This window comes from Pararhizobium sp. DWP3-4, from assembly GCF_049898205.1.
GTDB lineage: Bacteria > Pseudomonadota > Alphaproteobacteria > Rhizobiales > Rhizobiaceae > Pararhizobium.
In genome coordinates this window covers 1-20,162 of the sequence record NZ_JAFCXF010000002.1, presented here as the reverse complement: position 1 = coordinate 20,162, position 20,162 = coordinate 1, and the positions used below count along the sequence as shown (strand labels likewise).

Genomic DNA, 20,162 nt, shown 5'->3' with positions numbered 1-20,162 from the left:
CAGATATGGCCGCTTCCACCTCTCCCGCCGATCTCTCCGCAGCCCTGGTTCTTCAGCCGGTGGCGGCGCTCGACTGGCTGGTGATCCTGCCGGTTGCCTGGTGCCTTGCCATCGGCGCCATCCTGCTGATGATCCGCCACAAAAGTCTGGCCCAGCCGCTGGTCGCGGTCGCAGCGCTTGCCGTTCTGGTCGGGCTCGACGCGGCGCTTCTCTGGCATGTCGCCCAAAGCGGACCGGTGACGATGGTCATGGGCCGCTGGCTGCCGCCGTTCGGCATCGCGTTCACGGTGGATCTCACCGGGGCGCTGTTTGCGCTGACATCTGCCGTGGTGGCGCTGATTGGCGCGGTCGCCGCCATCGACGACATCAATGCCAGCGGCAGGCGCTACGGCTTCTATCCCTTCCTGATGCTGTTGATGGCGGGCGTCAGCGGCGCGTTTCTGACCGGCGACGTCTTCAACCTCTATGTCTGGTTCGAGGTGCTGTTGATCTCGTCCTTCGGCCTTTTGGTGCTCGGCTCCGAGCGCGAGCAGATCGACGGGGCGGTGAAATACGGCTTTCTCAATCTCGTCGCCACCACGCTGTTCCTGATCACCACCGGCTATCTCTACGGCATCTTCGGCACGCTCAACATGGCCGATATCGCGGCCAAGGCGCCCGGCCTGCAGATGACGGCGCCGCTGGTGACGCTGACGGCGCTCTTCATCCTCGCCTTCGCGATGAAGGCGGCGGCATTCCCGGTGAATTTCTGGCTGCCCGCCTCCTACCACACGCCACGCATCGTCGTGTCGGCGCTGTTTGCAGGCCTGCTGACCAAGGTCGGCATCTATGCCCTGATCCGCATCGGCATCATGCTGTTTCCGGCAGAGCGTGAGCAGCTGAGCCTTGTGCTGGCAATTGTTGCGGCGCTGACGATGCTGACCGGTTCGCTCGGCGCTCTGGCGCAGAGCGACACCCGCCGCCTGCTCGGTTACCTCGTCATCTCCGGCATCGGCGCCATGCTTGCCGGTATCGCCATCGGCGGGGCAGACGCGATCGGCGGGGTGATCTTCTATGCGGTGCATTCGATGCTGGTGATGACGGCGCTCTATCTGGCCGCCGGTGCCGCCGCCCGGTTGAGTGGCGGGTTTTCGCTCACCAATGCCGGGGGCCTCTATCGCCACTTCCCGCTGTTTGCGGCGCTGTCGCTGATGCTGTTCTTCTCGGTGTCCGGCCTGCCGCCGTTTTCCGGCTTCTGGCCGAAGGTCATGCTGGTCAAGGCTGCCATCGACGGCGGTTTTGCCTGGCTGGCTGCCATCCTGCTGTTGTCCGGCTTCCTCTCCATGATTGCCACCGGCCGGGTCTTCCTTCTGGCCTATTGGCGCCCGGCGGATGCCCAGGAGGCGGCACTGCCGCAGCCGCCGTCGATCACCGCCCTGTTGCCGATCCTCGTCCTGACGGTATCCAGCGTTGTCATCGGGCTGTTTCCCGAAACCCTGCTGAACCTCGCCCAACAGGCCGCAGCGACGCTCAACGAGCCGTCCGCCTATCTCAACTCCGTTTTCCCGGCGGGAGGTGCGCCATGACATTCCTTGCCGTCAACCTGCTGCTGATGCTGACCTGGGCGGCCGTGTCCGGCAGTTTTAGCATCCACAATCTGCTGCTCGGCTTTGCCGTCGGGGCGCTGTCGATCTGGCTGGTGCGCGAACAGTTTGCCGTAGCACGCCACCGTGTCCGTCCCGTCAAACTGCTGTTGCTTGCCGCGCTGTTCTTCAAGGAATTGTCGCTGTCGGCCATCAAGGTGGCGATCCTGGTGGTTCGGCCGAACATGCGGCTGCGGCCGGGCATTTTTGCCTTTCCGCTGTCGCTGACGCGCGATTTCGAAATCACCCTGTTGGCCAACCTGATCACGCTGACGCCGGGCACGCTGTCGGTCGATGTTTCCGAAGACCGCAGGACGCTTTATGTCCACGCGCTCGATTGCCATGATCCGGCGGCGGAAAAGCGGGCGATTTCCAACGGCTTCGAACGCCGCATCCGGGAGGCCTTTCCGCTATGAGCCCCTCCGTCATCCTGTCTTCCTCGATCTATTTCGCGCTCGCCGCCCTGTCGCTCGGCCTGGTGCTGACGGTGGTGCGGATCCTGCGCGGGCCGACCCTGCCCGACCGGGTGCTCGGTCTCGATATGCTGGTGGCGATCGCCATCGGCCTGATCGCCGTCCTCGCCATCAAAAGCGGCTTCAATCTCTATATCGACATCGCCATTGCGCTCAGCCTCGTCGGTTTCCTGGCCACCGTCGCCTTTGCCCGTTTCATTTTGGCGCGCGGACTGTCGCCGGAGAGGGGCCAGGGCGCAGGGCGCTCGCTGCCCGCCGCGCAAAAGGCCAAGCGTGGCAAGCCGGTGCGCCGCAATAAGAAGGGAGCCCGGTAATGGAAGGCGATCTCGATATGCTGATTGCGCTCGCCGTCAGTGCGCTGCTGGTGACCGGCTCGCTGTTCAGCGTGCTGGCAGCACTGGGGCTGCTGCGCTTCCCCGATCTCTACACACGCATGCACGCAGCCTCCAAGGCCGGCACGATCGGCTCCGGCCTGCTGCTGCTGGCCGCCGGCATCCATGCGATGGATATCGCCATCCTGTTGCGCGCCCTTGCCGGCTTTGCCTTTTTCGTGCTGACAGCGCCGCTCGCGGCCCACCTGTTGGCCAAGGCCGCCCATCAGGCGGGGTACCGGCTGAGCAATCTGTCGGTGACCGACCAGATGCCGCAGTCTCCACCGAAATCCCATAGCCTGTGAATGCGCCCGTGCCTTTAATCGAACGCATTCTGCCGCGATGCATGCTTTGGCGCGATTCTGATCCGGCCCCGCCGGTTTTGTCACGCCGGCCACTCGGGTTCCTCATTAGAATGTCTCGAAGCTGGGGCTTGGTATTGCTGCAAACAATATGGTTAATGCCAAGTAAAATGTCGATTACTTGGCAAGTCGCACAGCCTCTGCGGCAAAATGTATCGTAATGTTTCCAAGTTGACCCTGGAATGCGCCGCCTTTGAAGTTCAATAGGCTAAATCTCGCATAAATTATGGTTGGACTTTTGCTCGATCGATGTTAATCGAGTAAAGGCAAAGTGTCCATTTCCGTATTACTTCATTGTGAAATTCCAGCATGGGTTGTGACTATTGATCGTTGCTTTGAGGCGCAGGGTTGTCCCGGTGCTTTGGTAACGGATTCCAATCCCTGGGAATTAGGAGTATTATGCGGTTCTCGTGGTTTTCTGTCGTCGTCAGGAGCAAAGCGCATCTGGCCAGGCGGACGAGTATGATGTTCGGGCACTTTCTCAAGATGGTTTAGTTGTGTCCGCGATAAACCCGTCGCGGCCACGTTTGAAGTGATTCCGATAGGAGAAAGAAAAAATGACGGATTTACCGCTGGGCTCGGGCCACGACCTGCTGGTCGAATTGACCGCCGAGATCGTCGCTGCCTATGTCAGCAATCATGTCGTGCCGGTCGCCGAACTATCGACACTGATCGGTGACGTGCATGCGGCTCTGAACAACACCAGCAGCCCGGCACCGGTTGCGGTTGTGATCGAAAAGCCAAAGCCTGCCGTTTCGGTTCGCAAGTCCGTTCAGGACGACCAGATTACCTGTTTGGAGTGCGGTGGCACGTTCAAGTCGTTGAAGCGCCACCTGATGACCCATCACACGCTGTCGCCGGAAGAGTACCGCGAGAAGTGGGATCTGCCGTCTGACTATCCGATGGTCGCACCGGCCTATGCCGAAGCGCGTTCGCGCCTCGCCAAGGAAATGGGCCTGGGTCAGCGCCGCAAGCGCCGCGCCAAGTAAACCACCCGATTTCAGCAATCGATTTTCAAGCCGGTCTGACTCCCACAGGCCGGCTTTTTCGTGCCCGGCACAGACCGGAAAGAAATCAAGCGAGGAAAAAATACCTATTATTTTCTGCAAAAAGCTCGAAAACACTGGAAAAACAACGGATAGTTGTGATCGTGTGCTTTCATTCATCCCCGCAATCGCACTAGGGTGTATGAATTAATTCCTATCAAAGGAGTGAGCCATGCACCTCAGCCATTTTCTTCATCGGCCCGCGTCTCCAAAACAATCTTTGCCGGCCCCAAGAGCGCGCGTGGTCACACAGTCCATCCAGCCGCCCGGGTCCGGGACGCTGGCCGATCCCTGGGGCCCGGTTCTGTCCGTTGCCGCCCACCACAGATGCCGTCTTGTGCGCCAGGTGACGGCGGAGATGGTCATGCTGGTCGGCGAGCGCGTGCCGCTCAGGCGCGACCGCCGCCGCACCAGCTGCCATGTCCGGCAGATCTCCATGTATGTCTGCCATGTCGTGCTGCAGATTTCGCTGACCGATATCGGCTATTCCTTCGGCCGTGATCGCACCACCGTCAGCCATGCCTGCAATGTCGTCGAGGACCGGCGCGACGATCGGGCCTTCGACGATTTCATCGCCGCGCTGGAGCGTGTCGTCACCTGCTTCTTCGGCGCGCCGGGAGGGCGGGACCATGCGTGAGGCAACACCCTGCGCCCGCACCGCGCAAAACAACCTCGTCCGTTTCGTCCGTGCCGTCGTCACGCATGCTCCGGTGCGGCTGGAGCCCGGCGCGGCGGCAGACACGCTCGTTCTCCACGGCAAGGGGCCGCAGGTAGGCAAGCCGCCGCGCCCGGTCGCGGGATCGACGGTCAGGCGGGCGCTTTCCCTCGGACTGCTGCGCCTTGACGGCTCTGTCATCCGGCCAACGGCACAGGCGCTGCCTTTCCTGCGCCGCGCCCTTGTCGGCGCCCCGGACGCGTATCAGGAACAGCACCGCGACATCGAAACCGCGACCGCTGACGTCGAGGGTGTGCGTCAGGCCGTTCGGGTCAATCACCTGGAATCGCCGCTCGGTGCGGCCGCACGCCTGAAGGAAAAATCCGGCCAGCCTTTCCTGCCTGAGGAGGCGATCGCGGCAGGAGAGAGGCTGCATGCCGATTTCACCCGGGCGCATCTGCAGCCACGGCTGACCATGTCCTACGAGCCACGCTTGTCGACGAAGACCAAGGGTGGCGCCGGCGGCGCTGCGGATATCAGCGATTCGGCCATGTCTGCACGGTTTCGCATCGGCAAGGCGATGGAGGCGATCGGGCCGGAACTCTGCGGTGTGGCGCTGGATGTCTGCTGCTTCCAGAAGGGGCTGGAAATCGTCGAGCGGGAGCGGCAATGGCCGGCGCGTTCGGCCAAGCTGATGCTGCGCACCGCCTTGATGGCGCTTGCCCGCCATTACGCGCCGCCACCGGCGGCACCAAGGAGGAACCATGCCTGGGGTGCTGAGGGCTACCGGCCCGATGCGGGCGACTGGTAAGCTAGGCGATAAGCTGGCGGGCGGCCTCGTCCTTGATGCGCTTGATCATCGACCGCAATCCGTTGGCGCGTTGCGCCGTCAGGTATTCGATCAGGCCCATGCGGCCGAACAGGTCGATGGCATCGGTCTTGATGATATCGGAGGCGTGCTGCCCGGAAAAGATCGACAGCACGATGGCGACAAGACCGCGCACGATATGCGCATCCGATTCGCCCTCGAAGGTCAGGATCGGATCGCTTGCCGCAGGGCTGGCATGGGTGACCAGCCAGACCTGGCTGGCGCAGCCCTGCACCTTGTTCTCGGATGTGCGCTTGTCTTCCGGCATTTCCGGCAGCTTGCGGCCGAGCTCGATGACATAGCTCATCCGGTCCTGCCAATCGTCCAGATAGGCGCAATTGTCGATGATCTCGGCAAGCGGGGTGATCGGCGATGTGTTCGTCTGGTCCATGCCGTTGATATAGGCGATGGGCCGCGAAATGAGAACTGCAAAAAGAAAAGCCGTGAGGGAGGGGCGTTCCTCACGGCGACCGTAAAATCGGCAGTTCAGGCAGTCTCGAAAATCATGGTAGTAAGCCGGGCAGGCGCTACCGCACCACCGACGCCTTCGGTTCGATGCGCTTTTCCGGCACCGGGATTCTGTTGAAGATCGGTTCCGGCTGTGCGGCGGCCTGTTCGGCGGTGGCGACGTCGATGGCTGGCTGCCCGGAGGCGGCCACTGTGCCTGTGGTCACGGCATCGCTGGGTTCGGCAAACTGCTGGTCGAGAAACTGATAGGCGATCTTGGCGCCTTCACGGGCCCGGTGGCCGAGCGCCACGAACGTCTCGGTGCCCTTGACGCAGACATCCGGTTTTTCGATGCAGATGGCACTGAAATAGCCGAAGGCTTCGGTTGCGGCCGAGACCGTGTCGCCGACATCGACCTTCGGGCCGCGCTCGAGCGTCGAGGTGCTGGCCGGATCGAGAAACGGCAACAGCACCAGCACCAGCGAAAACCAGAATGTTCCCTTGATCAGAAACCACATTGTCTTGCCCATCCTTTGGTAAGGCACTCAAACCTGCGTCCGGTCTCTGCCGGGTTCGCTCCCTTGGCGCCTTGTCATCACACCTTAGGCGTGGATTCGGAACATGCCTTTGCCAAAACCGGTGGCATTTGCACCGTATTTTCTTAAAATTGAAATTATCGGCTTTTGAATGGCATTTGCATCGTATTTTAGCGGCCGCCATTAAGGTTCAAGGCGAAGGATTGCAGACCAAGGCGGCAAACGCGGGGTGCGCAGCCGGGCATCGTTGCCACAGAGGTTAACAGGAGGCCGAAAACCACCTGAAATCCAGCGCTTACACCCCATTAACCACAAAAGACAAAGCCCCGGCGATTTGTCCCGGAATGGGACTTTGAGGGCCTTTCGCGGGATTTGTCGCAATTTCATTTATCCTTTCATTAAGCCGCCAGTGCGAAATTCGGATGTGCAAAGCGATCATCCGAAAAGACCGTTTCCGGTCCCGGATGACAGCTCGGCCATAAAGGACGGAACCATGACGGGGTCCGGAAAAGAACGAGCGTACAGGGTTGGACGTTGAGAGTATTGCGTAACATTGCTGGCAGGATGGCGTCGCGCATCGACGACGCCGCGCGCCTTTGGCTGCCCCGCCAGCAGGCGGGAGAGCCGGAGGCAAGCCGCGAGTTCGCCGTTATCCGGGCGGTCGCCGCCACCGCGCTCGTGGCCTTCCCGACCGTTCCTCTCGCTCTGTCCGTCGCCCTGCCGGTTTCGCTGGCCCTGCCGGTGGGTGCTGCCCTGGTCGGCGCTAGCGCCCTGATCGCCGCCGTCGGCGGTATCGCCTATCAGCGCAGTCGCAAGCCGTCCTATCTCATCGCTGAAAACCGGGAGACACAAATCGATAACGGCGCCCGCCACTATGATTGTTTTGCCGGTCTGGTCACGGTCCATGATATCCGCGGCTCGGTCACATCCGTTCATGGCCGCGATGCCGAAGCCTATCTGGCCTGGATGCGCAATCCCTACGGCCGGGGCTTCATCGAGCAGATCCATGTTTCCGATCGCATCCTCTTCATGCAGGCCATCGATGCGCTGCGCCAGGGCGACCGCCAGGCGACCATCGATATCCGGCTGGAGCATCCCAACGTCTTTGCCGGCGGCGAGCAGTTCGTCCACATGCGCTGCGAAATGACGGCGATTGGCGAGGCGGAAGGCGCGTTCTCCATCCTCGTCCAGTCGCGCGACGTTTCCGAAGAAGCGCGGCTGCGCGCCGAGGCGATTCACAAGACCGGTCTTGCCGAGACCGCCAATGATGCCAAGACCCGGTTCCTGGCTGCCGTCAGCCATGAGCTGCGCACCCCGCTCAATGCCATTCTCGGTTTTTCCGATATTTTGGCCGGCGAATATTTCGGCAAGCTCGAAAACGACCGGCAGCGGGAATATGTCTCGCTGATCAACCAGTCGGGCCACCATCTTCTGTCTGTGGTCAACACCATGCTCGACATGAGCAAGATCGAGGCCGGCCGCTACGAACTGATCCCCGAGCCTTTCCGGGTCGCCGATGTCGTCAATGCCTGCGAAGCCATGCTCGGCCTGCAGGCGCGCGAAAAGGGCGTGCAGCTGACCAGCCGGATCATGCGCAATGTCGCGGAGGTCAACGCCGACCAGCGCGCCATCCAGCAGATCCTGATCAATCTGGTCGGCAATGCCATCAAGTTCACCGATCGCGGCGGGCTGGTGACCATCGACGCCGAAATCGCCGGCAGCAATCTCAACCTGATCGTCAGCGATACCGGCATCGGCATCGCCGAGGACAAGCTGTCGATGCTCGGTCAGCCCTTCGTGCAGATCCAGAACGCCTATACCCGCAAATACGAGGGCACAGGCCTTGGCCTGTCGCTGGTCAAGGGCCTGGTGGCGCTGCATGGCGGGCAATTCGACATCCGCAGCCGTCCGGGCGAAGGCACGGTGATCACCGTGACGATCGCACTCGACGGCTCGGGCATTGTCGGCGTCGACGAGCAGGAACCTGTGGAACAGACAATGGTGGAGTTTCCGCCGCGCCTGAAGGAGCGTACGCGAGTAAAGACCGATGGCCAGACCTATCCGGAAGCGAGCCGGTGGGATGCCGATGGAATGAACGGGGGTGCAGGTCATGACGGCTCGCAAGCGAAAACAGCCTGAGAAGAAAAAGAAGGCGCAGCGCGGCCCCGGGCTTGTGAGCCTGGGCCTGGCGATGCGCGGTCTGACCTTCGCCGGCCGCCTGGCGTCGCGCAATCCGCGCGCCTTCGGCGGTTCGCTGGCGTTTGCCGTCGCCTTCAGTTTCGTTGCCGCCAATGCCATGTGGTATCAGCCCGGCGCCCATCCGTCGCCGTTCCTGCGCACGCGTCTTCCGCTGGGCGATCCGCAATCGGCCAGGATCGGCGCTGACGACGACAGCCTTGCGCCGCGCAAGGTGACGACATTCGTCATCCAGCGCGAGGATGAGCAGCAGCAGACCGCCAGCATCGAACAGCCCAAGCCCGAGCCGGAGACGGACACCGTTTCGCAGGTCATCCAGTCCGCACCCACAGAGACGCCCGCAACGGATACGTCACTTGTTGCCGGCATCCAGAGGGAATTGGCGCGCCGCGGCTTCTACGACGGCCCTGCCGACGGCAAGACCGGCCCGAAGACATCTGCCGCGATCCTGCGTTTTGAAAAACAGGCGGGCCGCCCGGAAACCGGATCCGCCAGCGATACGCTTTTGGCGGCCCTGCAGGGAGCAGGCGGTGCACCGCCGGCAAAAGCAAAAACGCTGTCCACGGCAAAACCGGCACAGCGGCCCTATGAAAACGTCAAGGGCGGCAAGGGCGACCTCGATCCGGTGGCGGCGGCGATCCGCAATGCCGAAATCGATCCGCAATATATCCCCAAGGCCGATATTCCCGCCTCCAGCGAACTGGTGATGAACATCCAGAAGGGCCTCAGCAATCTGGCCTATAGCGATGTCTCCGTCGACGGCGTTGCCGGCGAGCAGACCCGTTCCGCCATCCGCCATTTCGAAAAGCACTACCGCCTGCCCGAAACCGGCCAGCCGAGCGACAAGGTGCTGAAAAAAATGAAGGAAATCGGCGCGCTCTGATTTTTTGGGCACGCGGTTGCGTCACGGTTTTTGCTGCCGCAAACGATGGTCGAGTGCGCCGGTGAAGGGGCCGCAGATTTGCGCCCGCGCCAACACCGGTGTATCAGCCATCCATGCGCCTGAAATCCGAAATCTTCGTATCCGCCCTCGTTCGCCGGGTCTTCGGCCTTGGTGCCTATGCGGCCGTGCTGCGCAAGGGGGCCGGCGAGGCGGGGGCGATCTTCATCCGGCAGCGGTCACGCCTCGGCACCGAAACGCTTTATGCGCCGGCACCGCAGAGTTTCTTCGATGACCTGGCTCCCGGCCGGCTGTTCGAGATCCGGCTGGACAACGCAGAAGGCGATGCGGTCGATCAGGCGATTGCCCGCGAAATCCGTTTCGACCCGGATTGCTGGGTGGTGGAGATCGAAGTCGATGGGCGCGGCGACCTGTTCGACGTGGTGAGCGAAAAACACAGCTGAATCCTTAAGAAATCAGCGGCTGCGTCCGAAGGTCCGTTTCTGCTGGAGATCGGCGGCAATGCGTGCCGGTTCCTGGCGGGCTGCCGGCTGGCGCGGGTCCGCGCCACGGTCGGGCGACAGGTAGGCCTGATGCTCGGAGGGGCCGACCGTGTCTTTCCTGTCCGTTTGCAGCCAGGCCTGAACGCGGACGCGACAGGTTTCCGCTGACAGGGAGGCGAGCAGTGCTTCGCCGCGCGTGGTGCCGCCGAGCCGCCCGATAAGGTCGGGATAGAATGCGCAGAGTATGAAAAGGCTGTCATCGGCATGCATGTCCAGCGCCGTCAATGCCGTGGCGAGCTGCTGGCCGGAAATGTCGAGCAGGATGCGCTCGCCCAGTTCCGGGCTCGAGGACAGTGCCGCCGACAGGCTGGCGGCAAAGAGATTGGCCTCGCCTGAGCGGGCGAAGCGAACGAGCAGGGCCTCGTGCACCGGGTCGAGGGGCTCGATGCCCGGCAGGACGGGGACGGTCTTTTGGGGGATGCGGGCCAGCGATTTCAGATCACTGCGCAGTTTTTCCTCGCGCAGCAGTTTTGCCGTGGTCATGCCCTGTGCCGTCGCCTCCGGCCGGCGCTGCAACGGCTCGTCGGGCGTCGGCGCGGTGGGAGAGACCTGCGAGGCGGGAACGGCCGTCTCTGCCGGTGCGGCGGCGGTCTGGCGGCGCTCGACAAGCGCATCGACGACATGAACCGAAAGGTTGTCGCGCCGGGCGATGGCGGTGGCGTGGGCCTGTCCTTGGCTGCGGATCACCTGCAGCAGCGTGGCGTCATCGATCGCGTTGGAGCGGGTGAGGAAGATCGCGGCAATGGAAATGGGGGCATTGCCGATCTGCAGAGCCACGGATGGCGGTACATGCTGGCATTGGGAGAGGGCGGCGGCAGCCTGGCGGCGGGCTTCGTCGCTGGAGGCGGAAAACAGCGGGTCGAACAGTTCGGAAAATTGCTTGAGGTCGGTCCGGCGGGGATGGCGCAGTCCTTCAAAACCGGTCACGGTCGCCATCAGGACCACGTCCTTCAGCCGCCCTGTCTGCGGTCTTTCCAACTCACGAAACCGGTCCGCCACGGATACACCCACTCATACGCATAACATCAATGTCCCGATTTCGAACACCTGAGCATTGCTGCTTGTTCGAAAGGGTGGCGAAATTTCAGACACAGCCGGAGAAAGCGTCTTTGCATGCCGCTGGCGCTACCACTATCATCGACGCTAAGGCGCTGAAAACATTGGCGCCGACAATGGCGATGCCGACCCTGCCGATCATGGCTGAATGATGATTGGAGAATAGGGCGACGTGGTTAATATTCCGTTTACCGCAGGAGAAACGTGCCATTGCGCTGCATGGCGAGGCGCTTTTGCACTGGTTCCTCGGGCGAGGCAGCCTGCGGCTTGGTATGGCCGGAAACAGGGCGTTGGCCGGAAACAGGGGCATTGGGACCGCCGGTGAGATCCGCCAACTGATGATCTGCAGCATCGGCAATCGCCACGAGCACCTCCTCGCGGCTCCAGCCGGCCAGATGGCCTTGGTCGGCGATGAGAGCGACGGCGGGATAGACGCTTCGAGCACATTGCCGGCGGCGATATTCGCCGATCCAGTGCAGCAGAGGGCTTGGAAACATGGTGTTCTCCCATCAACAAGGGACAACCCATGCGCGAGGATTTCGTTCCGTTAAATCGATTTCCGTTAAATCGGCTAGGGCGTGTTGGTGTTGCGGATACAAAAACGGGCGGCATGGTGCCGCCCGTCGTTTACCGCTCATCCGCCTGCGGAAAAGCGTGGCTTAGCTGCAGTTTTCGTCGCCAGGACGGCAGCGGGGACGCTGATTGGGATCCCGGTTTCCGTCGCGTCTTTGGAACTGCTCGCCGTCATTGCCGCGGTTGCGATCACGCGGACGCTCGAACTGCTGCTCGCTGTTGTTGTTGCGGCGTTCGATGCGCTCCCGGTCGCGTTCCCGCCGGTTGTTCTGATCATTTTCGAACTGCCGGGCATTGTCGTCCCGGCGGCGTTCGATGCGTTCGCTATCCCGGTCGCGGCCAGGACGTTCGATGACGATGCCGTCGTTAAAGTTGTCGCGCGGCCGCTCATAGGTGTTGTAGTCGCGCCGTGGCCGGCGATCCGGAGTGACGCGGTCGCGGTCGCGGCGGTAAAAATCCCGCTCCCGATAGAAGTCGCGGTTGCGATAGTTGCGATCCCAGTAGTTTCCGAGTTCGAACGTCACGAGCGGAATGCCGAGCGAGCCATAGTAGTCCGGCCCGACGAAAACGCGGCGTTGTTGGTACTGCGCCTGAACGTAACGGCCGGCGACCCAGCCGCGGCCGTTGTAGAAGGACACGTCGCACCACGGCGTGTCGGCAAGGCAGCCGTGAATTTCAAGCGGCGTGCCCACCGGAATGACGGTGACTGCAGGGTAACGGGTGCTGGGGCCGGAGCGCATGTTGACATTCGCCGTCGAAAATCCCTCTGCGGCCTGAGCGATGGCTGGCAGCATGAAAACGGCCGAAGCCGCCGCTATCGCCATCAATGCTGATTTCAGTGAATATCGTCGCGGTAGTGTCATTGGTTTCCATCCCTATCGATCCGGCGCGCGTATGTGGGGCGCGGTTTTCTGCAGACACCTTTGTTTTTTGTCTTTTTTGAGGTGACTTTTTTGGGGCGTCCGGGCGTGCCGTTTTTAATATTCGATGCCTTGTAACGCGCAGGCCGCCTGCTTCGTTCCTAAGCTGCGGAGCAGTGCGAGCGGCGATGAACCAATCACGAGCGGATAGGATTTTGCGCCGATGAAAAGGTGCAGAAAGGTGCGGTTTGCCGCCTGTATGCGGGAACCAAATGCGGAGCTATGCGTTGAGGGAGCATTGAAAAAGGAGCCCTGACCATGGTCGAAAAGAAATTCGCAGCTGTGCCCAATGATGCCGAAATCAGTGCGGAGGTCGAAGCCGGCACGGCAAAAGCCGATCTGGAGAACCAGCTGGCCGAGTTGCGTGCTGAAATTTCACGCCTGACGGATTCCGTGTCCGCCATCGGCAGCAGTGCCAAAGCGGTTGCGGTCTCGGAAGTCGAGGTGCTGACCGAGCGGCTTCGCGACCGCATTCGCGACGAACCCGTGTCGACCCTCCTGGCGATTGCCGGCGTCTCATTCGTGTTCGGCTTGCTCGCGCGGCGCTAGACATCCGCGTTTGGGATGTTCCCTACGAAACTGACTGGCGTGAGCGCTCGTCTATACTAATTCCTGCAAGGCGGGAAAAATGTCCGGTGCCAAGGAGCCGGGCATTTCGATTTGCGGATAGTGCCATTTTCAGCGATGTTTTTTCTGAGAAGTTACGTTTTGCGTCAGTTGACGTTTTGACCGTTAAGGAGCTGTTAACTATCGTATGGCTCAATCCGACAGCAGGTGATGTCGTTGGATATCATCGGCATTCTCGCATTGGAATGGCATGACGTCCGGAATTCCCGGAAGAAGGAGCAACGAGAAAGGCGCAGATGCCCGAAGCCTGACGGCCACCAAGCCTGATGACAACGGACGCGTCAGCCCGCACAGCGGGCAGGGTGAAATCAGTACGGTAGTTCATCCGTCTCAACCATTTTTGGAGACGAGCATGGCAGACGTTATCAGGCTAGAGGAGCGCCTTGTACGGGCGCCACCAAAACCATCCATGGGTCCCGTTGCGCCAGGCAATGCGGTGATCCTGTTGTTTACCGGCATCCGCTATGAGCGGCTGGACGGTCACCCGGGCCATGTCCCGGCGAAAAAGACCCCAGGCAGCGCGAAGAAGCATTGAGACTTTTACCGGTTCGACGCTTTCCGGCGGAGCGCCGGCGCGTGGTGAATTGCATTTCAGAGTTTTTGTCTTAAGACCCGGCCGTTGGGCAGCGGGAGCATTCCAAAAGACCTATCGCCGGAACGGCTCACAGCTGGATTCGGCCAGGAAGTTGCGCACGGTTTCCTCGTAGCTGTTCGTCGGCGCGAGCGCGCGCAGGACCGCATAGCCTTCCTCTTGCGGCATCGCCACCATTATCGACTGTGCAAGGCTTGCGGGCGGCGTCTTTCTGAGATCGACGAGCTGGATCGGCGTGGCCATGACCAGATCGAGATTGCCGTTGACGGCCGTATGGTCGTTCATGCTGAAGATCTCGTTGGAATTGGCGTCGTAGATCGCCAGCGACCAGAAGGGCACGGCACCCTTGGCGACGAACCGGGCTGGCCCGGCATCCACCGAAAATCCGCAGACGGCGACCCGCAGGAACGGATCGTCATTGGCAAGTCCGGTCGGGCCCGGCTCGCTGGTCAGCGAAAAGAAACTGTCCATCTCATAGAGGCCGAGCACCCGGCTATAGGCATCCTTGCCGGTAAATTGCGGCAAGGCCAGAATAATGACGATGTGCAGGAGAGCCGCACCGACCAGGCCGACAAGGATGGCAAACAGCGCGCTACGCATCCGGGCACCCCGTCTTGACGATCGTCGGCATGGCGAGATCGATGAGCCCGGACGAGCCGGCCGTCGGGGTATCGAGCAGGGTCAGGACCAGCTTGAAGGCGCCGGCGCGGCGTATCGCCAGCCAATTGTCCGGCTGGGCAATCGGCGAGACGTGGATGACGAAGGAACTGTCGGGCTGGCGCAACACCGTCCAGGCATTGGTTGCCGCCGGCAGTTCCGGGGCGATCTTCATCGGCTGGTCGTTGGCATGGGTCGCATACAGCGTCCAGAAGCGGGCGGGCGGGGTGACGCCGGTAATATCATAGGAGCAGTTGGAGGACAGCTTTAGTCCGGTGCTGTCTGCGGCAGCGGTAAACTGCAGGCCTTCCGCCCCGCCATAGAGCAGCTTGCCGGCGCGCGCCCGGTGGGCCTTGGCATAGGGATCGGTGTTTTCCGTCTGCGCATCCGGAAAGGCCACCCAGGGACCAAGCGCAATAGCCCCGAAGCCGGCCGTGGCTTTGAGCGCCGATACGCTGGAAACGATACCGACGGCGAAGGCGACGGACAGGGCAAGGGCGACGAGGAGGGGGATGCGGAACAAGATATTCTACCGGGAATGCGCGAGGATATTGGCGGAAAAGGATGGTTTCGAGAGCTTGGTAGAATACCCCCCTCTGTCCCTCCGGGACATCTCCCCCACAAGGGGGGAGATCGCCATAAACTTCGTTGCCCACCTTACGGATAGTGCGCGGAGCTTTCGGCCAATCTCCCCCCTCGTGGGGGAGATGTCCCGGAGGGACAGAGGGGGGCGACTGGGCGAGAGGCCAGTGACCGCCATCACCACACAAGCGGAAGTATCACCGCCCGCCATCACGGCCTCCCTTGGTGATGTCGCCGGTCGGTTGCGGATCGATTTCGGCGACTTTGCCGGGCGTTTCGGCCTGGATTTTCAAGGCGGGTGCGGTATCGAACTTTTCACCGAGCGATTTCAGCAGCCGGGTGACCTCCGAGGACAGCGAACGCGGCCGCACCAAAGGCGGCAGGGCGTTTTCGTCGGCGGGTTTTGCCGCAGCGGTCTCGGTTTGCTTCTTTTTCGCATCCGGCCCCGGCAAGGGATTGTCGATGCCGGGGATGGCCCGGTGCTCGATGCCCTGTTCGGCATAGTCCATCAGCCGCTTGAAGGTCATGGCCGGCAGCGAGCCACCGGTCATGTTGTTGGTCGAGGTATAGTCGTCGTTTCCGAACCAGACGGCGGTGGTGTAATCGCCGGTGAAGCCGACGAACCAGGCGTCGCGGTAGGCCTGCGTCGTGCCGGTCTTGCCGCCGGCGACAATGCCGTTGTCCAGCGCTGCCTTGCGCGCCGTGCCGATGATCGGGATCTGGGTCAGCATGTAGTTCATCGAGGCATTGGCCTGTTCGCTGACGACGCGCTGGGCGGGCGGTTCGTCGCGGTTGAAGTCATAGAGGATATCGCCGTCATAATTGAGGATCTGGCTGATGCCGTGGCGGCGCGATTGCAGGCCGCCGGCGGGAAATACGGCATAGGCCGTCGCCTGATCCATCACTGTGACTTCGGACGTGCCGAGCGGCATGGTCTTGTCGGTACGAATAGGTGTTTCGATACCCATCTTCTTGGCGGTTTCGGCAATGACTTCGGTGCCGAGCGTATCCTTGGCAAGCCGCACCGGCACGGTGTTGATCGATTTGGCGATGGCGGTCAACAGGGTCACCTTGCCCGAATAGCTGCCCTTGGAATAGTTTTGCGGCGACCAGCCGCGCCAGGTGATCGGCGCGTCGCTGATGGTCGATTCCGGCTTCAGGCCCTTCTCCATGGCGGCGGTGTAGGTATAGACCTTGAAGGACGAGCCCGGCTGGCGCAGCGCCTTGGTGGCGCGGTTGAACTGGCTTTCGCCATAATCCCGGCCGCCGACCATGGCGCGCACCGGGCCGCCATTCTCGATCATCACCATGGCGCCCTGCTTGACCTTGTAGGTCTCGCCATATTGCCTAAGGCTGGATTCGACCGATTCTTCCGCCGCCTGCTGCAGGCCCATGTCGATGGTGGTACGCACGACCAGCGAATGCTGGGCAAAGGGCGTGGCGATGCGCTTGGTCTCGTCGAAGGCCCAGTCGAGGAAGAAATCCGGGGCTGTGACCTCGGCGCGGTCGATGACCTTTGCCGGGTTGAGACGTGCGGCAATCACCTGGCCCTCGGTCATCAGCCCGCCCTGGACGAGATTGGTCAAAACCTCGTTGGCGCGGGCGCGGGCGGCCGGCAGGTTGACATGCGGCGCATAGCGGGCAGGGGCCTTGAACAGGCCGGCCAGCATGGCGCTTTCGGCCAGATTGATATCGGTGATGTTCTTGCCGAAATAGAATTGCGAGGCCGCCGCCGCCCCGAACGTGCCGCCGCCCATATAGGCGCGGTCGAGATAGAGGCGCAGGATTTCCTTCTTCGACAGATTGCATTCCAGCCAGACGGCAAGAAAGGCTTCCTTGATCTTGCGCTCGATGGTGCGCTCGTTCGACAGGAACAGGTTTTTCGCCAGTTGCTGGGTGAGGGTCGAGCCGCCCTGGACGACGCCGCCGGCCCGGGCATTGATGGTCATGGCGCGGGCAAGGCCCAAGAAATCGATGCCGTAATGATCGAAGAAGCGGCGGTCTTCGGTGGCGAGAACCGCCTTGACCAGCGTATCCGGCAGCTCGTCGATCGGCACCGAATCCTCGTGGATGATGCCGCGATGGCCGATCTCGTTGCCGTAGCGATCGAGGAAGGTGACGGCGAAATCGCCCTGCGCCCGCCAGTTGCCCTTGGTGTCCTCAAAAGCCGGGAGCGCCAAGGCCAGCATCAGCACCGCGCCGGCCGTGCCCCAGGTCATGCCTTCGCCGAGCACCTCGAACAGCACTTTCTTCCAGCCGCGCACGCGAAACCGGCGGAAGAAGATGGTGATGTCCTCCCACCAGACGCCAAGCCGGAAACCGGCATTCCAGACGCTCGAATCGATCCAGGAATCGACGCGCAGCAGGAAATGGCGCTTCCTCGGACGGTCGTCCTTCAGGACGCCATTCTCGGGGGTCGGGCTGTCGTCTTGGCTTGGATCCTGCAAGGCGGTGGCATCCTGATGGCGTCAAGTTCTACAGCGCAGTGCTTCGTACGACGCACCAAGGTCGCTGTAGCGTTTTATACCTGCTGCATAATTTTATCCTTAAAACGATTTGGGTTTAAGAAATTATGCAGGGCCGATATTTGCATGGGCCGGGTTTCTATTCTACGCCGATATCGGTAATGAGCCTTAAAAATCCGGCAATGTTTTGTAAAATTGTCGTCGAAATCCAACAGATGGAAGAATAAGCGTCATGGGCGAACAGCCCTTCTGGAAGACGAAAACGCTGGCCGAGATGAGCAATGTCGAGTGGGAAAGCCTCTGCGACGGCTGCGGGCTCTGTTGTCTCAACAAGCTGGAGGACTGGGACACGGGCGAGATCGCCTGGACCAATGTCGGCTGCACGCTGCTCGACGGCGAAAGCTGCCGGTGCAAGGACTATCCGAACAGGCAGGCGACGGTGCCGGACTGCATCCAGCTGACGCCGCAAGAGGTGGAGACGCTGAGCTGGCTGCCACCGACCTGCGGCTACCGGCTGGTGCGCGACGGGATCGATCTCTACTGGTGGCATCCGCTGGTATCAGGCAATCCGGAAACCGTGCATCAGGCCGGTATTTCGGTGCGCGGCCGCACGGTTTCCGAAGATGATATCGATGTCGAGGAGCTGGAGGATTATCTGGTGGAATGGCCGCTGACGGTGGGCGAGCACAGCGCGCGGTAAGTACCGGGTGCGTTGCGGAAACGGATTTCTGCGCTGTAAGCGCGGAGAAACCGTTTGGCTCCGGTGTCTTCAGTCCTATAGTCGGGAATGATCGAGCCTGTGTCCGCCGTCAATCTGCTGCCTTTCATCCTGACAGCCGTGGTGATCGAGATCACTCCGGGGCCGAATATGACCTGGCTTGCGGTCATTTCGGCGCTGGACGGACGCCGGGCGGGGTTTGCCGCTGTCACCGGTATTGCATTGGGGCTTTCCGTCATCGGTGTGGCCAGCGCTCTGGGGATGGCAGCACTCGTCCAGTCCTCAACCGCGCTCTACCAGACCCTGCGATGGGCAGGGGTCGCCTTTCTGTTTTACCTCGCCGCGGAAGGGTGGTTTTCTGCAAGCAGGCCGCAGGAAACGCAGACGGGCAGCTATCGCGGCTATTTCCTGCGTGGGTTGCTGACGAACCTGCTCAATCCCAAGGCTCTGTTGTTCTATATCGCGGTGCTGCCGTCCTTCGTGGTGCCGGAACAGCCGGTCATGCAACAGACTTTGACATTGACCGCAGCCTATGTCGCGGTGGCCACAATCATTCATGCCTTGATTGCCCTGATGGCAGCGCGTCTTGAGCCGGTGCTCAACGATCCGCGCCGCGAACGATTGGCCCGGCGCGGCTTATCGGCTCTTCTGGCACTGGTTGCCGTGTGGTTTGCGTTGACGACGGCGCTGTAGCGGCGGTGCCCAATCTTGCTGGGACGGCTGAAGCAGCGGATGTCTTGTGACCATTTGACGGACCTTTCGGCGCGACATTGCGCCAGGCGGTGTCCATCACATGGGCGATGATGCCGTCATCGGCGTCGATGAAATAGACCGATGTCCAGCCCTTCAGGCCCCAGCCGCCGGGAACCGCAGCGCAGACGCCGGGCTCGGTTTCGAGGAACAGTTTCTGCTGGCCTGGGGTGAACTTGACCACGGCGCGGCCAGCCTCCGGCAGGGACATGAAGATGCGGTTGCCGACGCGAAAATCGCGCTTGCCGAAATGGGCGCTTTCAACGGCACCCGGCAGGCTCAACGCCCGCTTTTCCAGGTCCTCGGTTCTCATCGGCAAAGTGTAACACGCATCCCGATGAGCGCAAATTCAAGAAAATAATCCTAATAGGAAAATAATCCTTGACGGCGTGACGGTGGTTTGATAGGTTTATGGCACAGTCGGAAAAGTGGGCGAGGCGGGATGCTTCGCCGCTTCTGCTGTGTCAGCATATTTGGAGATTGCGGCCCCCTCATCCGGCCCTTCGGGCCACCTTTGTAACTTCCCTTCTTCCGCATTTGGCGCTGTAATGCCAGTTGCGGTGGCGGATGGAAGACCGTCGCACCTTTGGGACACCAAGCCCGTGGGAGAGCAAGGGTCTCCGTCCGCCGTTCCATTGAACCCGAACAGTCGCCGGGGCCGCTTGCTAAGGCAAAGCCCGATTAGGCAAGGATGGGATAAGATGGATATTATCGTTGGCATCGATGTTTCGAAGGATCGGCTGGACATAGCGCTGGCACCGTCAGGCGACGTGTTCTTCGTCGACAACAGCCATGCCGGTCTTGACGGGCTGGTTTCCCGCCTGAAGGCGCAGCAGGCCGATGTGATTGCTCTGGAGGCGACCGGCGGCTTTGAGACGCTGGCGGTGGCCGCGCTGTCGTCTGCGGGATTTGCGGTCCTGGTGGTCAATCCGGCGCAGGTACGTGCCTACGCCAATGCGATCGGCCGCAGAGCCAAGACCGATCCGATCGATGCAGCCGTCATCGCCGCCTTCGTTGCGGCGACGAAGCCCGAAATCCGGCCGTTGCGGGATGCCGAAACGCAGGCTCTGTCCGAACTCGTCGGCCGCAGGCGGCAGATCGTGCAGATGATCGTGTCGGAAGAAAACCGGGCCCGGATGGTGCTGGCCAGACCGGCGCAGACGAGCATCAAGCGTGTACTGGCGGCTCTGCGGCGAGAGCTTG

The 20,162-nt window shown here is 61.6% G+C and carries 23 protein-coding genes and 1 pseudogene; 15 read left to right on the top strand and 9 right to left on the bottom strand.

The window, feature by feature from the left end:
- The first annotated feature begins 5 nt into the window (after window positions 1–5).
- The 7 genes from ACP7E6_RS05195 (at window position 6) to ACP7E6_RS05165 (ending at window position 5,340) form a co-directional block, all read left to right on the top strand.
- Window positions 6–1,565, top strand: coding sequence for a Na+/H+ antiporter subunit D (locus tag ACP7E6_RS05195; protein WP_426228607.1), 1,560 nt, complete (start codon window positions 6–8; stop codon window positions 1,563–1,565).
- Entirely contained in the window at window positions 1,562–2,038 is a 477-nt protein-coding gene (locus ACP7E6_RS05190; protein ID WP_426228606.1) for a Na+/H+ antiporter subunit E, read from the top strand. Before ACP7E6_RS05195 ends, ACP7E6_RS05190 begins: the two co-directional genes overlap by 4 nt.
- Complete coding sequence (locus ACP7E6_RS05185) at window positions 2,035–2,409, top strand: cation:proton antiporter (RefSeq protein WP_426228604.1); 375 nt, start codon at window positions 2,035–2,037, stop codon at window positions 2,407–2,409. The genes ACP7E6_RS05190 and ACP7E6_RS05185 overlap by 4 nt, the downstream gene beginning before the upstream one ends.
- Window positions 2,409–2,771, top strand: coding sequence for a monovalent cation/H(+) antiporter subunit G (mnhG, locus tag ACP7E6_RS05180; RefSeq protein WP_426228603.1), 363 nt, complete (start codon window positions 2,409–2,411; stop codon window positions 2,769–2,771). The genes ACP7E6_RS05185 and mnhG overlap by 1 nt, the downstream gene beginning before the upstream one ends.
- Window positions 2,772–3,385: 614 nt before the next feature.
- Window positions 3,386–3,817 (top strand): MucR family transcriptional regulator, encoded by a 432-nt coding sequence (locus ACP7E6_RS05175; protein WP_426228601.1) that lies wholly within the window; start codon window positions 3,386–3,388, stop codon window positions 3,815–3,817.
- Between the two features lie 415 nt (window positions 3,818–4,232).
- Window positions 4,233–4,511, top strand: coding sequence for a helix-turn-helix domain-containing protein (locus ACP7E6_RS05170; RefSeq protein ID WP_426229417.1), 279 nt, complete (start codon window positions 4,233–4,235; stop codon window positions 4,509–4,511).
- The gene (locus ACP7E6_RS05165; RefSeq protein WP_426228599.1) at window positions 4,504–5,340 is read left to right on the top strand and encodes a DUF6456 domain-containing protein; all 837 of its coding nucleotides are present in this window, start codon (window positions 4,504–4,506) and stop codon (window positions 5,338–5,340) included. Before ACP7E6_RS05170 ends, ACP7E6_RS05165 begins: the two co-directional genes overlap by 8 nt.
- Window position 5,341: 1 nt before the next feature.
- Here ACP7E6_RS05165 and ACP7E6_RS05160 read toward each other — a convergent pair whose 3' ends face one another.
- Window positions 5,342–5,764, bottom strand: a complete 423-nt coding sequence (locus ACP7E6_RS05160) for a SufE family protein (RefSeq protein ID WP_426123621.1) — start codon at window positions 5,762–5,764, stop codon at window positions 5,342–5,344.
- A gap of 160 nt (window positions 5,765–5,924) precedes the next feature.
- Entirely contained in the window at window positions 5,925–6,362 is a 438-nt protein-coding gene (locus ACP7E6_RS05155) for a DUF5330 domain-containing protein (protein ID WP_426228597.1), read from the bottom strand.
- Window positions 6,363–6,944: 582 nt separating this feature from the next.
- Here ACP7E6_RS05155 and ACP7E6_RS05150 point away from each other — a divergent pair.
- From ACP7E6_RS05150 to ACP7E6_RS05140, 3 genes are all read left to right on the top strand, one after another.
- Window positions 6,945–8,519 carry a sensor histidine kinase gene (locus ACP7E6_RS05150; protein WP_426229416.1) on the top strand — a complete coding sequence of 525 codons (1,575 nt, stop codon included), beginning with the start codon at window positions 6,945–6,947 and terminating at the stop codon, window positions 8,517–8,519.
- The gene (locus ACP7E6_RS05145; RefSeq protein ID WP_426228595.1) at window positions 8,491–9,459 is read left to right on the top strand and encodes a peptidoglycan-binding domain-containing protein; all 969 of its coding nucleotides are present in this window, start codon (window positions 8,491–8,493) and stop codon (window positions 9,457–9,459) included. Before ACP7E6_RS05150 ends, ACP7E6_RS05145 begins: the two co-directional genes overlap by 29 nt.
- Window positions 9,460–9,572: 113 nt before the next feature.
- Complete coding sequence (locus tag ACP7E6_RS05140) at window positions 9,573–9,920, top strand: DUF1491 family protein (protein ID WP_426228593.1); 348 nt, start codon at window positions 9,573–9,575, stop codon at window positions 9,918–9,920.
- 12 nt (window positions 9,921–9,932) lie between these two features.
- Here the strand turns inward: ACP7E6_RS05140 and ACP7E6_RS05135 are convergent, their stop codons facing one another.
- From ACP7E6_RS05135 to ACP7E6_RS05125, 3 genes are all read right to left on the bottom strand, one after another.
- The gene (locus ACP7E6_RS05135) at window positions 9,933–10,955 is read right to left on the bottom strand and encodes a DUF2336 domain-containing protein (protein WP_426228591.1); all 1,023 of its coding nucleotides are present in this window, start codon (window positions 10,953–10,955) and stop codon (window positions 9,933–9,935) included.
- A gap of 308 nt (window positions 10,956–11,263) precedes the next feature.
- The gene (locus tag ACP7E6_RS05130) at window positions 11,264–11,572 is read right to left on the bottom strand and encodes a hypothetical protein (RefSeq protein WP_426228589.1); all 309 of its coding nucleotides are present in this window, start codon (window positions 11,570–11,572) and stop codon (window positions 11,264–11,266) included.
- A gap of 162 nt (window positions 11,573–11,734) precedes the next feature.
- The gene (locus ACP7E6_RS05125; protein WP_426229415.1) at window positions 11,735–12,487 is read right to left on the bottom strand and encodes an SH3 domain-containing protein; all 753 of its coding nucleotides are present in this window, start codon (window positions 12,485–12,487) and stop codon (window positions 11,735–11,737) included.
- A 339-nt stretch (window positions 12,488–12,826) separates the two neighbouring features.
- On the opposite strand from ACP7E6_RS05125, the gene ACP7E6_RS05120 reads away from it, so the two are divergent.
- Window positions 12,827–13,117, top strand: coding sequence for a hypothetical protein (locus ACP7E6_RS05120; protein ID WP_426228587.1), 291 nt, complete (start codon window positions 12,827–12,829; stop codon window positions 13,115–13,117).
- A 430-nt stretch (window positions 13,118–13,547) separates the two neighbouring features.
- On the top strand, window positions 13,548–13,730 hold the full coding sequence (locus ACP7E6_RS05115; RefSeq protein WP_426228585.1) for a hypothetical protein: 183 nt from the start codon (window positions 13,548–13,550) through the stop codon (window positions 13,728–13,730).
- A 111-nt stretch (window positions 13,731–13,841) separates the two neighbouring features.
- Here the strand turns inward: ACP7E6_RS05115 and ACP7E6_RS05110 are convergent, their stop codons facing one another.
- From ACP7E6_RS05110 to ACP7E6_RS05100, 3 genes are all read right to left on the bottom strand, one after another.
- Window positions 13,842–14,387, bottom strand: a complete 546-nt coding sequence (locus ACP7E6_RS05110; protein WP_426228583.1) for a DUF1254 domain-containing protein — start codon at window positions 14,385–14,387, stop codon at window positions 13,842–13,844.
- Window positions 14,380–14,967, bottom strand: a complete 588-nt coding sequence (locus ACP7E6_RS05105) for a DUF1214 domain-containing protein (RefSeq protein WP_426228581.1) — start codon at window positions 14,965–14,967, stop codon at window positions 14,380–14,382. Before ACP7E6_RS05105 ends, ACP7E6_RS05110 begins: the two co-directional genes overlap by 8 nt.
- Window positions 14,968–15,223: 256 nt before the next feature.
- Window positions 15,224–17,473 carry a transglycosylase domain-containing protein gene (locus ACP7E6_RS05100; protein WP_426228579.1) on the bottom strand — a complete coding sequence of 750 codons (2,250 nt, stop codon included), beginning with the start codon at window positions 17,471–17,473 and terminating at the stop codon, window positions 15,224–15,226.
- Between the two features lie 250 nt (window positions 17,474–17,723).
- Here ACP7E6_RS05100 and ACP7E6_RS05095 point away from each other — a divergent pair, with 250 nt between their 5' ends.
- Together ACP7E6_RS05095 and ACP7E6_RS05090 are read left to right on the top strand one after the other, a co-directional pair.
- Entirely contained in the window at window positions 17,724–18,191 is a 468-nt protein-coding gene (locus ACP7E6_RS05095; RefSeq protein WP_426228577.1) for a YcgN family cysteine cluster protein, read from the top strand.
- Window positions 18,192–18,278: 87 nt separating this feature from the next.
- Entirely contained in the window at window positions 18,279–18,902 is a 624-nt protein-coding gene (locus ACP7E6_RS05090; RefSeq protein ID WP_426228575.1) for a LysE family translocator, read from the top strand.
- 64 nt (window positions 18,903–18,966) lie between these two features.
- Here the strand turns inward: ACP7E6_RS05090 and ACP7E6_RS05085 are convergent.
- A pseudogene (locus ACP7E6_RS05085) lies at window positions 18,967–19,272 on the bottom strand (MmcQ/YjbR family DNA-binding protein); the annotation flags it as partial.
- Between the two features lie 388 nt (window positions 19,273–19,660).
- Here ACP7E6_RS05085 and ACP7E6_RS05080 point away from each other — a divergent pair.
- Window positions 19,661–20,162: IS110 family transposase (locus ACP7E6_RS05080; protein ID WP_426228573.1), on the top strand; the 502-nt coding region annotated here is incomplete at its 3' end.

What these genes read in the sequence shown, in the direction of transcription:
- ACP7E6_RS05145 (WP_426228595.1), top strand. Translation starts at nt 8,491, where the DNA reads ATGACGGCTCGCAAGCGAAAACAGCCTGAGAAGAAAAAGAAGGCGCAG.
- ACP7E6_RS05135 (WP_426228591.1), bottom strand. Translation starts at nt 10,955, where the DNA reads ATGGCGACCGTGACCGGTTTTGAAGGACTGCGCCATCCCCGCCGGACC.
- mnhG (WP_426228603.1), top strand. Translation starts at nt 2,409, where the DNA reads ATGGAAGGCGATCTCGATATGCTGATTGCGCTCGCCGTCAGTGCGCTG.
- ACP7E6_RS05120 (WP_426228587.1), top strand. Translation starts at nt 12,827, where the DNA reads ATGGTCGAAAAGAAATTCGCAGCTGTGCCCAATGATGCCGAAATCAGT.
- ACP7E6_RS05110 (WP_426228583.1), bottom strand. Translation starts at nt 14,387, where the DNA reads ATGCGTAGCGCGCTGTTTGCCATCCTTGTCGGCCTGGTCGGTGCGGCT.
- ACP7E6_RS05130 (WP_426228589.1), bottom strand. Translation starts at nt 11,572, where the DNA reads ATGTTTCCAAGCCCTCTGCTGCACTGGATCGGCGAATATCGCCGCCGG.
- ACP7E6_RS05165 (WP_426228599.1), top strand. Translation starts at nt 4,504, where the DNA reads ATGCGTGAGGCAACACCCTGCGCCCGCACCGCGCAAAACAACCTCGTC.
- ACP7E6_RS05140 (WP_426228593.1), top strand. Translation starts at nt 9,573, where the DNA reads ATGCGCCTGAAATCCGAAATCTTCGTATCCGCCCTCGTTCGCCGGGTC.
- ACP7E6_RS05170 (WP_426229417.1), top strand. Translation starts at nt 4,233, where the DNA reads ATGGTCATGCTGGTCGGCGAGCGCGTGCCGCTCAGGCGCGACCGCCGC.
- ACP7E6_RS05185 (WP_426228604.1), top strand. Translation starts at nt 2,035, where the DNA reads ATGAGCCCCTCCGTCATCCTGTCTTCCTCGATCTATTTCGCGCTCGCC.
- ACP7E6_RS05095 (WP_426228577.1), top strand. Translation starts at nt 17,724, where the DNA reads ATGGGCGAACAGCCCTTCTGGAAGACGAAAACGCTGGCCGAGATGAGC.
- ACP7E6_RS05190 (WP_426228606.1), top strand. Translation starts at nt 1,562, where the DNA reads ATGACATTCCTTGCCGTCAACCTGCTGCTGATGCTGACCTGGGCGGCC.
- ACP7E6_RS05155 (WP_426228597.1), bottom strand. Translation starts at nt 6,362, where the DNA reads ATGTGGTTTCTGATCAAGGGAACATTCTGGTTTTCGCTGGTGCTGGTG.
- ACP7E6_RS05115 (WP_426228585.1), top strand. Translation starts at nt 13,548, where the DNA reads ATGGCAGACGTTATCAGGCTAGAGGAGCGCCTTGTACGGGCGCCACCA.
- ACP7E6_RS05195 (WP_426228607.1), top strand. Translation starts at nt 6, where the DNA reads ATGGCCGCTTCCACCTCTCCCGCCGATCTCTCCGCAGCCCTGGTTCTT.
- ACP7E6_RS05150 (WP_426229416.1), top strand. Translation starts at nt 6,945, where the DNA reads ATGGCGTCGCGCATCGACGACGCCGCGCGCCTTTGGCTGCCCCGCCAG.
- ACP7E6_RS05090 (WP_426228575.1), top strand. Translation starts at nt 18,279, where the DNA reads ATGATCGAGCCTGTGTCCGCCGTCAATCTGCTGCCTTTCATCCTGACA.
- ACP7E6_RS05175 (WP_426228601.1), top strand. Translation starts at nt 3,386, where the DNA reads ATGACGGATTTACCGCTGGGCTCGGGCCACGACCTGCTGGTCGAATTG.